Origin of the sequence: Actinomyces denticolens, from assembly GCF_002072185.1 — a bacterium.
Lineage (GTDB): Bacteria > Actinomycetota > Actinomycetes > Actinomycetales > Actinomycetaceae > Actinomyces > Actinomyces denticolens.
Window position 1 is genome coordinate 116,340 of the sequence record NZ_MVIW01000003.1, and the last position, 10,780, is coordinate 127,119.

Consider the following 10,780-nt stretch of genomic DNA (forward strand, 5'->3'; position numbering starts at 1 on the left):
ACCCTGCGCGCCGAGGCCGGGCAGGACCGGAAGGCTACGATCATCGTGACCCAAGGACTACTCACCCATCTGCACGATAACCCTGTTCTCGTGCTGTTCCTGCTCATCGGGCTGGGCATGCTCGTCGGCCATATCAAGGTGCGGGGGGTCAGCCTGGGCGCGGCCGCCGTCCTCTTCGCGGGCATCGCCCTGGCGGCCTGGGGGATCTCCCAGCAGGTCGAGATCGCGATCCCCGCCCCGCTGGGGGTTCTCGGCCTGGCGATCTTCACCTTCGCCATCGGCATCCAATCGGGTCCCAACTTCTTCCACGTGCTGCGCACCGCGGCGGGGCCCCTGGCGCTCATGCTGCTCTTCTTCCTCGTGGCCGCGGGCGCCGGCCTGGGCCTGGGCCACGCCCTGGGCATGGACTCGGCCCAGATCGCCGGCACCTTCGCCGGGGCGCTCACCAACACGCCGGCGCTGGCCGCCGCGGGCAACGCCGCCGCGCTCTCGGGCAATTCCGACGGCGCCGCGATCGCCACGGTCGGCTACGCCGTCTCCTACCTGTACGGCGTCATCGGGATGCTGTTCTTCAGCCTCCTGGCCCTGCGCTACCGCAGTTCGGACCGTGACAAGCCCTCGCCCCTGGCCAACCGCACGATCCGCGTGGAGCGCTCCGACGGCCCGGTGATCGCCGACATCGCCGCCAGGATCTCCGGGGAGCTCAAGTTCTCGCGCCTGCGGCGCGGCGAGACCGGGCCGATCACCCGCCCCTCGGGCGAGGACCGCGTCTTCAAGGACGACCTGGTGACCGTCGTCGGCACTCAGGACGCCGTCAACCAGGTCATCAAGGAGCTGGGCCACGGCTCGTCGCACTCCCTCATCGAGGACCGCAAGTACCTCGACTTCCGGCGCATCACCGTCTCGGATCCGAAGCTCGCCGGCCGCACCCTCGCCGATCTCGACATCGACCACCGCTTCGGCGCGACGATCTCGCGCGTGCGGCGCGGCGACGTCGACATGGTCGGCACCCCGGACCTCGTCCTCCAGCAGGGGGACCGCGTGCGCGTCGTCGCCCCGACCGGGCGGATGGCCGAGGTGTCGAAGTTCTTCGGGGACTCCGCGCGGGGCCTGTCCTCGATCAACCCCATCGCGCTCGGGCTGGGCATGGCCCTGGGCATCGTCATCGGCGAGTGGGAGATCCTCACCCCCACCGGCGCCACGTTCTCCATCGGCTCGGCGGCCGGCACGCTCCTCGTCGGGCTCGTGTTCGGCCGGATCGGGCGCATCAAGAGCTTCGTGACCGCGATCCCCTTCACCGCCACGGCCGTGCTCGCGGAGTTCGGGCTCCTGGTCTTCCTCGCCCAGGCGGGCACGAAGGCGGGCGGCCAGATCGCCGACGCCTTCACCGGTGGCGACTGGTGGAAGATCCTGCTCACCGGCTTCGTCATCACAACGATCGTCGGCATGGGCCTGTACGCCTCGATGCGCTGGATCGTGAGGATGGGCGGGACGCGCCTGTCCGGGCTCATCGGCGGGGCGCAGACCCAGCCGGCGGTGCTGGCCTTCGCCAACGAGCGCACCGGGGCCGACCCCCGGGTGGCCCTGGGCTACGCGATGGTCTACCCCGTGGCCATGATCGTGAAGATCCTCATCGCGCAGATCCTCGGCGGCCTGTGAGGCACGGCCCGCGGGCACGACGAGGGGCCCGGGCCCACCATGGTGGGCCCGGGCCCCTCCTCATCGGTGCCTCTTACCGGCGCGGGCCGCTCTCAGTCGCCCTCGGGCTCGGGCAGCTCGATCATGCCGGAGGTGGGCATGTCGTGGCGCCAGTTGCGGTCGGTCATGATGCGGGCCAGGGCGAGGCCCACGCCGATGGCCGTGATGACGAAGAGCACCTCCGCGATGCTGGCGGCCGCCTGGCCGACGGCCACCCGCGTGTCGACCGTGTGGTCGTTGAGCGCGGAGATCGCGCGGTAGAAGGGGACGCCGGGGATCATGATGACGACCGCCGGCACGGACAGCGCCACACGGGACAGGGAGGCCCGTGAGACGAAGGCCTGGGCGAGCAGGCCGATGACGACCGCGGCCAGGCCGACGGACATCTGCCACGGGACGTGGTAGACGTCGATGAGGACGAGCCTGCCCGTGTTCGCCACGGCCCCGATGACCGCGGAGATGAGGCAGGCGCGGGCCCGGGCGTTGAACAGGACGGCGAAGCCGTAGGCGGCGATGAAGGAGCACAGGAGCCGGAGGGCGTAGAGGACCGGGCCGTCGGGCGCGGACGCGGCGGTGCCGGTGACATCCCAGTCGGCGATGGAGGTGACGGTCCATACGGCGACGCCTGCCGCCATCATGACCATGACGACGTAGGACATGCGGGACACGGCCGAGGAGAAGTCCTGTCGGACCAGGTCGAGCATGGCGGTGACCATGGGGAAGCCGGGGATGAGGAAGAGGATCGCGGAGATGATCCCGCCCTGGTGCCCGGGCGAGATGAGCCCCGCGGCGCCGAGCCCGGCGATGACCACCATGTAGAGGGTCGAGGCGATGACCCCGCTGACGAGCCACGTGTAGAAGTGCTGCATGTGGCGCACGAGCATGGCCCGGCGCGCCGCCTGGCCGAGCGCGGCGGCGAAGAGCACCGCGAGGCACTCGGCCCATCCGCCCTTGTTGAGGAAGCAGAACCCGGCGCAGGCGATGCCGGAGGCCAGGGCGTTGGTGAGGGGGCCGTAGAGCCCGCGCATCGACTCGACCTCGGCGAGCTTGGCCTCGAGGACCTCGACGCGCTCGTGCGCGCGCAAGTCGTGGACGATGCGGCGCAGCGCCTCGAGCCGGTCGACGTTGACGCCGACGCGGCGCACCTCGGCGGCCTCCGTGCGGAAGCGCTCGCCCTCGTAGGAGGAGGTGACGAGCTCCGTCATGGTGACGGTGGCCTGGTGGCGGTCGATGCCGACGGCGGACGCGGCCCTGGCCATCGCCGACTTCACCCGGTAGGAGCCGGCTCCGGCGGCGAGCATGAGCTTGCCCAGGTGGAGGACCACCTCGGACTGCTGCATCAGTCGGTCGGCGTCGAGGCCGGATCGGAGGCCATGAGGATCGGTAGGAGGGGGCGTCTCATTCACGCCGTTATGCTGCCCGACACCGCCGGCCCGGGCAGGGCCCGAAGGCCCAGAGAGTCGCGTGGCGCTGAGCACGTCGCCTCCCGGGGCGGCGCGGGCGCGGGCCCGGTGGATTGACATCGCGATGGGGCCCTGGTGGCATATGGGGCATGTCAGGCAGTCAGCGGCAGTCACGCGTTCGCGCCGCGGATGTGGCGGCCGCCGCGGGGGTGTCGACGACCGCCGTCTCCTTCGTGCTCAATGGCCGGGACGAGGGCAATATCTCGCCCGCGACGCGTGAGCGCATCCTGCGGGCGGCGCAGGAGCTCGGCTACCGCCCCAACCATGTCGCGCGGAGCCTGCGGAGGAGCTCGACCAGTTCGATCGGGCTGGTCACGGACGCGTTCGCCTCCTCGCCCTTCGGGGGCAGGCTCCTCGCGGCGGCGACGGAGGAGGCCAACTCCGCCGGCGACGCCCTGATCATGATGGACCTCGGCGGTCGCATGGATCGGGCCGCGGAGGCGATCGAGGCCCTGGAGAACCGTCAGGTCGACGCCATCATCTACGCGACGATGGGCTTCACCGAGCTCGCCGAGCCCCCGGCGTCACGCATCCCGCTCGTGCTCGCCAACTGCGTCACGCGCCGCCCCAGCAGGCCCTCGGTCAGCCCCGACGACGCCGGTGGGGCCACCGCCGCCCTCGAGCACCTGGCGGGCCTGGGACATCGGCGCGTGGCGATGCTGGGAGGGCACTTCTCCCCCGGCGCCCGGCAGGTCGACATCGGGAACGTCTCGGGCCCCATCCGCTGGAGGGCGTTCCGGGCCGCGGCCGACAGGAGTGGGGTCGATGCCCGGCTCGTCGGCAGGGGGTGGACGATCGACGACGGTTACGCCGCCGCGGTGGAGGCGCTCGGCCCCCCGGAGTCGGAGCGGCCGACGGCGCTCTTCGCCGCCTGCGACCGCGTCGCGGCCGGGGCGCTGCTGGCGGCCGCGCGCCTCGGGATCTCGGTCCCCGACGATCTGTCGATCATCGGATTCGATGATCAGGAGGCGCTGGCGGAGAGCCTTGTCCCGCCGCTGACCACTGTCGCCCTCCCCCATGCCCTCATGGGCTCCACCGCGGTCGTGATGGCCTTGGAGGCGGCCCGGGGGGAGGCGCCCGATCCGCCCCACCGCGTCCTGGAGTGCCCTGTCGTGGTCCGCGGCTCGACGGCGCCGCCCCGGTCATGACGGTCGCCGTCGGGCGCGCGGCGCCCCCAGTGCCTGCGCGCGGTCCTCAGGGGACTCGCGGGATGACATCCGAGGCCCTGGCCGTCCTATCGGTGGCGCAGTGCAGCTCCCATGGCTCATCATGGCGCCATGTCGCGGGGATCCCCGAGTAGCGGTAGAGCTCCAGCACCGCACCATCGACCCAGACCTGGTCTCCCGGGGACAGGTCGAGCGCCCCCAGGGTGGGATGGTTCAGCCGCGCGCCGTCCCCGAGGACGTCGATCGCCCATCGCCGATCGGCGAGGACGGTCCGCCCGGCCGGCAGCGCGCCGGCTCCGCCGATGAGGGCGGTGGCCGCGCCCAGGTCGATCCTGGAGCGGACCTCACCGCCGACCAGCGACAGGCGGCGGGGAAGACTGAGGCAGCCCGAATGGTCGCGCACCGCTGGGTCCTGGTCCGGCTGGCGCACCCATCCGATGAGGAGCGGGGCGGTGTCCGCGAGCACGACCTGCGGGGCGTAGAGGTCGGCGCCGTCGTCGAGGACGTGGGCGCTCTCGGCGATGAAGCGGAGTCGCCCGCCCTCCTGGGCGAGGTCGCCGATGGCGGCGACGACCTCGCAGAGCCGTCCCTGGTGGTGGAGGGAGACGATCAGGACCCAGCGCCCGCCGAGCGGGAACAGCTGGGGGCACTCCCATATGTCGGCGCTCCCGATCCGCCTGAGCACGGGATCGTCGTCGACGAGCAGTCCGATGTAGCGCCAGTCGGTCTCGCGCTCGCGGTCGAACAGGGCGATGGCGGGGCCGCCGTCGGCCAGGCCCGCCCCGAGCACCGCCAGCCGACGGCCCTGGTACTCGAGCACGTAGGGGTCGCGCATGATGACGATGCCATCGGAGCGCGGGGTGCGCCCCACGACGACCGGCGGCCCCCAGTCGCGCAGGTCGGGGCTCCCCCAGCGCAGGCAGATCGTCGACTGGGCCGAGGCGTCCACGACTCCGGAGTACACGACGGCGGGCCGGTCGTGCCCGGGCACGAACACCCCCGACCAGCAGCCGAAGGAGTCGGGCCCGCCGGGCGTCGGCGAGAAGGCGATGGGCTCCTCCTCCCAGTGGGCCAGATCCCTGCTGGTGGCGTGGCCCCAGGCGATCCGACCGTGGACGGGGGCGTGCGGATTGTGCTGGTAGAACACGTGCCAGACGCCGTCGACGCGGGTGATGCCATTGGGGTCGTTGAGCCATCCCCTCGCGGGGCGCAGGTGGTAGCTCGTGGTGGGCGCGCCCATTGTTCCGGTCCTCCTTATCGGTGCGATCCCGCCGTCAGCCCCTCGCGCAGCGTGCGCTGCCCGAAGGCGAAGACGAGGAACGCGGGGATCATCGAGATGACGACGCCCGCCAGGACCGTGGCCACGGACCCCGTGCCCATATTGCCCTGGAGGGATACCAGTCCCAGCGGAAGGGTGAAGTTCTTCTCGCTGATCTCGAGGATCAGGGGGCGGAAGAACTCATTCCAGTGGAAGTTGAAGGCCAGGATCCCCACGATCGCCATTCCCGGCATCGCCAGAGGGGCGTAGATGGATCTGAAGGTGCGCCATGCCCCTGCGCCGTCGAGCTCGGCCGCCTCCCCCAGTTCCGCGGGCAGTCCGAGGAAGTACTGGCGCATGAGGAAGGTCCCGAATGCCGTGGGGATGGCCGGCAGGATGAGGGCGATGAGGGTGTCGGCCAGGTGCATGCCGCGGATGAGCATGAACACCGGCACGATGGTGACCTGCATCGGCACCATCATCGTGGCGAGGATGAAGGCGAACAGCATCTTCTTGCCCCGGAACTCGAACCGGGCGAAGACGTACCCGGCCATCGCGGCCGAGAGCATCTGCCCGATGGCGATCGCGCCGGTGACGAGCACCGAGTTGAGGATGAGCAGCCACATGTCGACCTTTTTGAACACCGCCGAGTAGGAGGAGAGGTCGAATGTACTGGGGATGATGGAGCTGTCGGCGGATAGTGACTCTGCGGGCGGCCGCATCGAGGCCAGGACCGTCCAGATCACTGGAGCGAGGGTGATCAGGCTCGCGAGGCCGAGGACTGCGTAGGTGACGACTTTCTTCATGGGTCAGACTCCTCAGCCGTAGAACACGAAACGTCGGGACAGGCGGAACTGCAGTGCTGTCACCAGCATGATGATGATCGTCAGGATCATCCCGATCGCGGAGGCCCTGCCGAACTGGAGCTGCTTGAACGCCGACTCGTAGATCACCATGACCGCGGTGCGGGTGGAGTCCCCCGGGCCTCCTCGCGTGAGGACGTAGGGCTGGTCGAAGATCTGCAGGGCGGAGATGATCGCCATGACGGAGGCGACCAGGGTCGTGGGGCTGACCAGCGGGAAGGTGATCCTCCAGAATTGCTTCCAGCCCGTTGCGCCGTCGACCTGGGCCGCCTCGTAGACCTCCTTGGGGATGGAGGAGAGCCCTCCGAGGAACAACAGGAATGAGAACCCGAAGTTCTGCCACACGTAGACCAGGACGACGACCACCATCGCCCCGCTCGTGGAGGTCAGCCATGGGACGTTGCCGATGCCGAGCATGGAGAGCAGGTGGTTGACCAGGCCGAAGTTCTCATTGAACAGGTAGGTCATGATGATGGAGACCGAGGCCGCGGACAGGATGAGGGGGAAGAAGAGCACCGAGCGGAAGAAGGATCTGGCCATGCTGGGCATCCTCGTATTGACGAGGACCGCCAACCCCAGGGCGACCGCGAGCTGCAGGGTCACGGCGACGACGACGAAGCCGATGGTGTTGAGGAAGGAGACTCGGATCGTCGGGTCGGCCGCAATGCTGGTGAAGTTGTCCAGACCGACGAACTTCGGGGGCGTGACGATATCCCATGAGAAGAAGGCGAGGCCGACCGAGGCGAGGATCGGCAGGAAGCTGAACACGCCCAGCCCGATCACCGTGGGCGCGAGGAACAACCAGATGAGAACTTTCCGTTGCATGTCATGCCTCCAGGGCTCGGGTGAGGTCGGCGTCGAGTCGCTCCAGGGCGCCGGGGAGGGCGTCGGCCGAGCCGGTCACCGCACCCAGGACGTTCTTGATGAGCGCTGTCTCAACAGCGGCCTGCTGCGGCGGCGCGGGAATGGGGGCGCAGGGATGCTGGTCGAGGGTGTCGTAGAAGATCTTCCAGTGGGCGGGCCCCTTGCCCGCGTAGAGGGCCTCGTTGCACATCGACCGCCGGGTGGGCGTGGTATCGGGCTTGGTGAAGGCCAGGCTCATACCCTCCAGGGAGGTGCAGAACTTCACCCACTCCCAGGCCTCGTCCTTGCGCTTGGATGTCTTGAGGATGGCGTAACCGGCTGCGCCGAACTGGTGGCGCTGGGAGCGTCCCTTGGGGAAGTAGGCGACGTCGTAGTCCTCCGGCTTGAGTCCCGCCTCCGACAGGCCCTGGACCCAGTAGCCGCCCGCCGGTGTCATTCCGATGGAGCCGCCCGAGAACTGCCCGACGAGCTCGTTGCCGCCGCCCTGGGCGGGGCTGGTGCCCAGGCCCTCCTCCACGACCGCGCGCAGAAACTCGAAGGACTCGAGTACACGGGGGTCGGAGGCGTTGGAGGCCTCCCAGAGATAGCCACCGGAGTAGGTGTCCTCCTGGCCCGGGTAGAACTGCTGCCAGAGCCACTGGCCGCCGTCGGCCTTCTTCTCCTTGAGGAAGCTGGTGTCGTTGGCGTAGAGCCAGGGCACCACCCCTCCCCACAGCCGGTTGGTCCAGTAGAACGGGATGAATCCCGTGTCCGAGGAGCTCTTCATCTGACGCGCCATCGCCAGGAAGTCATCATGCGTCCAGTTGGCGTCGGGGTACGCCACCCCCGCTCGCTCCATCGCTGTGGTGTTGAGGTACATGTTGGCGGCGTTGAAGTCGATGGGCATCTGGTAGAGGGAGCCCTTGTACATGAACGCCTCGACGAGGCTCGGGTGGACGTCATCGAAGTAGTTCTTGACCTCTCCGGCGTCGCGCGTGATGTAGGCGTCGAGGGGCTCGGCGAGCCTCTCGGCGAAGAGCTGGGCGCCCTCGGTCGCCACGACGCACACGTCGGGCGGCGTGCCGGCTGCCGCCATGGTGAGGATCTTGGCGAAGAAGTCCGCCCAGTCGGCGCCCTGCACCGCCTGGAGCCGGACTGGGATATCGGGATGCTGGGCGGTGAACGCGTCGACGAGCGACTTGCGTGCGGCCGCGTCCTGGTTGGTCCCATTGATCGCGATCGACAGCGAGTTGTCGTAGCGGCCCGGGATGTCCGTCCCGATCAGACGCGACCACTGACTGCCGAGGAGGGCCGCTGAGCCCACCCCCACGGCGCCTGTCAGCAGTCCGCGTCGGGAGAGCTGAGTCATCGTTGACCTCCTGCCTAATTCGATTTAGGTAGGATCATTGTTGCCCTCACCACAGGCGGTGTCAAGCCTGGACATGGTTGCGCGACTCCGTCGTTGGTTGGTGTCGGCGCGGGGCGTGCGCCCTGGGCCCGCAAGATGGCAGGACACGACACGCGTGTGGCCATCCGGCCCCGCACATGCCGTCTCGCCCCGTGCACGCCGTCTCATCCCGCATATACCGTCTCGCCCCGCACATGCGGTCTCGGCCCGCATATACCGTCTCGGCCCGCGCATGCCGTCTGATCCGCGCAGTTCGAGGGCGCAGCGCCGGGATGAGACGGTTCGTCCGGGATGAGACGGTTTCTCGGGGGTGAGGCGGTATCCCCCAGGGGGGGCCGGGATGGATTGTCAGGGGTGGGGGTGCGGGGTGCGGTGATAGTCGCGGTGCCCGGGGGCCGGCCCGGGGGTGCGGGGTGCGGGCTTGCGGGATGCGGTCTCGGCCCGCATATACCGTCTCGCCCCGCACATGCGGTCTCATCCGCGCAGTTCGAGGGCGCAGCGCCGGGATGAGACGGTTCGTCCGGGATGAGACGGTTTCTCGGGGGTGAGGCGGTATCCCCCCCAGGGTGCCCCTATGTGGTGTGTCAAGCGGCGGTGGCCAGTTTGGGTGCTGGTTGTGGGTCGTGGAGGGTGGCGTCGCGGGTCATGGCGTGCAGGGTGAGGATGCGGCGGTGGGCCAGGGCGATGACGGCTTGGCCCAAGGCGCTTTGCCCTGGGCGATCTTGCGCTCGTAGTAGGCCCTTGAGACGGGGTCGGAGCGCAGCAAGGCGAAGGCGGAGCCGAACATGGCGCGTTTGAGGCGCTTGTTGCCGGCGTGGGAGACGTACTCGCCTCTGATCGAGGTGCCCGAGCGTCTGGTCACTGGGGTGAGCCCGGATGTGGGAGGCCAGGTGGGCTCCGGTGTCGAAGGAGCGTTTGAGGGTCTCGGCGATGAACACGGCGTCGGTGCCTGCCACCACCACGGATTGGGCTCCCAGGGCGTCGATGATCGCAGCCGCCCAGGTGGCGTGGTGTCGGGCTCCGTGGGCCTTGGGCGTGGCGTCCACGCGGGCCCGCCCGGCCTTGCGCAGGGCGGCGGGGGTGGGCCAGGCGGCGATGACCTCAAGGACGGCGTCGTGCTCGAGCCAGGGCCCTAGGACTTTCTCCAGGGCGGGGCGGGGTCTGGGTGCACACGGGCCCCGGATCCGGCCCTCGGTCTGGCTGGTCCTGCCGGGCCAGGTCCAGGCCCGGACCCGGTGAGCATCGACAGGGCCGCCGCGTCCTCATCCGACGTGCTGATGGACCTGAGCGTGTGGGGCATCGTGCGGGCCGCGTTGGCGATCACGGCCGCGTCCTTCGCGTCGGTCTTGGCGTTGCCGGGTGTCAGGTCCGCGATGCGCCTCATGGACAGTCCCGGAAGGTAGCCCACAGCCAGCCCCGCGTCCTGGGCGACGGCGACGGCCAGTACTCCGATGGTAGCGGGCTGGTCGACGACCACCAGCACCCGCCCCTGCTGGGGCAGTCGCTCGTAGAGGTGGCGCAGTCGGGCCTCGTTGTTGGGCAGGGCCTTGTCGAACATGCGTCTGCCGGCCCGGTCCAGGGCAGTGGTCCAGTGGTCGGACTTGCCCACATCGATACCGATGAACATGTCAATGTCGTCGGTGTGCATCACGGTGGTCCTTCATCTCGCAGTGGTGCGGGGCCAGCCTCGAGCTGACTGATCCCGCACCCACGCCTGCGAAAGACCTCAGCGGGTCATTCCCCTGATCAGCGGTGAGCAGCAGCCCTGCGGTAGCCGGTGACTTTCGCCCCCCCCCGGATCATTGACAAGACAGGGGCAAGACATCACGCCGACTACCGCTGGCCCAGCCACCGGCATCCCATCACCGGCGACCACCAACAAGGTAACGGGGGGTGGGGTGCCCGGTGTTGCGGTCTGATCCGTGTGGTTCGGGGGCGCAGTGCCCGGGGTGGGGCGGTTTGTCGGGGGTGAGACGGTTCGTCCGGGGTGGGGCGGTATCCCCCAGGGGGTCGGGATGGACTGTCAAGGGATGGGGGTGCGGCGCCCCGGGGGGTGCGGTGTCATCCGCGTGGTTCGGGGG

7 protein-coding genes and 1 pseudogene are annotated in these 10,780 nt (G+C 69.5%); 2 read left to right on the forward strand and 6 right to left on the reverse strand.

Features of this window, described 5'->3' with window-relative positions; genetic code table 11:
* Nucleotides 1-45 precede the first annotated feature (45 nt).
* A complete protein-coding gene (locus B1H55_RS01715) occupies nucleotides 46-1,659 on the forward strand; it encodes an aspartate:alanine exchanger family transporter (RefSeq protein ID WP_096519603.1) in 1,614 nt (537 codons plus the stop codon).
* A gap of 92 nt (nucleotides 1,660-1,751) precedes the next feature.
* Here the strand turns inward: B1H55_RS01715 and B1H55_RS01720 are convergent, their stop codons facing one another.
* Nucleotides 1,752-3,038, reverse strand: a complete 1,287-nt coding sequence (locus tag B1H55_RS01720; RefSeq protein ID WP_077239944.1) for a threonine/serine exporter family protein — start codon at nucleotides 3,036-3,038, stop codon at nucleotides 1,752-1,754.
* 212 nt (nucleotides 3,039-3,250) lie between these two features.
* Here B1H55_RS01720 and B1H55_RS01730 point away from each other — a divergent pair, with 212 nt between their 5' ends.
* A complete protein-coding gene (locus tag B1H55_RS01730; RefSeq protein WP_073452381.1) occupies nucleotides 3,251-4,309 on the forward strand; it encodes a LacI family DNA-binding transcriptional regulator in 1,059 nt (352 codons plus the stop codon).
* A 46-nt stretch (nucleotides 4,310-4,355) separates the two neighbouring features.
* On the opposite strand, the gene B1H55_RS01735 is transcribed toward B1H55_RS01730, so the two are convergent.
* From B1H55_RS01735 to B1H55_RS01755, 5 genes and pseudogenes are all read right to left on the reverse strand, one after another.
* The gene (locus B1H55_RS01735) at nucleotides 4,356-5,567 is read right to left on the reverse strand and encodes a glycoside hydrolase family 32 protein (protein WP_077239942.1); all 1,212 of its coding nucleotides are present in this window, start codon (nucleotides 5,565-5,567) and stop codon (nucleotides 4,356-4,358) included.
* Nucleotides 5,568-5,581: 14 nt separating this feature from the next.
* On the reverse strand, nucleotides 5,582-6,391 hold the full coding sequence (locus B1H55_RS01740; protein WP_073452384.1) for a carbohydrate ABC transporter permease: 810 nt from the start codon (nucleotides 6,389-6,391) through the stop codon (nucleotides 5,582-5,584).
* A gap of 12 nt (nucleotides 6,392-6,403) precedes the next feature.
* Nucleotides 6,404-7,273 (reverse strand): carbohydrate ABC transporter permease, encoded by an 870-nt coding sequence (locus B1H55_RS01745; protein WP_077239941.1) that lies wholly within the window; start codon nucleotides 7,271-7,273, stop codon nucleotides 6,404-6,406.
* Nucleotide 7,274: 1 nt separating this feature from the next.
* A complete protein-coding gene (locus tag B1H55_RS01750) occupies nucleotides 7,275-8,660 on the reverse strand; it encodes an ABC transporter substrate-binding protein (RefSeq protein ID WP_073452388.1) in 1,386 nt (461 codons plus the stop codon).
* 623 nt (nucleotides 8,661-9,283) lie between these two features.
* Nucleotides 9,284-10,347 (reverse strand): annotated as a pseudogene (locus B1H55_RS01755) (IS110 family transposase).
* Nucleotides 10,348-10,780 lie beyond the last annotated feature (433 nt).

Bases quoted from the DNA above. Each gene is read 5' to 3' on its own strand.
- B1H55_RS01720 (WP_077239944.1), bottom strand. From the start codon at position 3,038: ATGCAGCAGTCCGAGGTGGTCCTCCACCTGGGCAAGCTCATGCTCGCC.
- B1H55_RS01730 (WP_073452381.1), top strand. From the start codon at position 3,251: ATGTCAGGCAGTCAGCGGCAGTCACGCGTTCGCGCCGCGGATGTGGCG.
- B1H55_RS01735 (WP_077239942.1), bottom strand. From the start codon at position 5,567: ATGGGCGCGCCCACCACGAGCTACCACCTGCGCCCCGCGAGGGGATGG.
- B1H55_RS01740 (WP_073452384.1), bottom strand. From the start codon at position 6,391: ATGAAGAAAGTCGTCACCTACGCAGTCCTCGGCCTCGCGAGCCTGATC.
- B1H55_RS01745 (WP_077239941.1), bottom strand. From the start codon at position 7,273: ATGCAACGGAAAGTTCTCATCTGGTTGTTCCTCGCGCCCACGGTGATC.
- B1H55_RS01750 (WP_073452388.1), bottom strand. From the start codon at position 8,660: ATGACTCAGCTCTCCCGACGCGGACTGCTGACAGGCGCCGTGGGGGTG.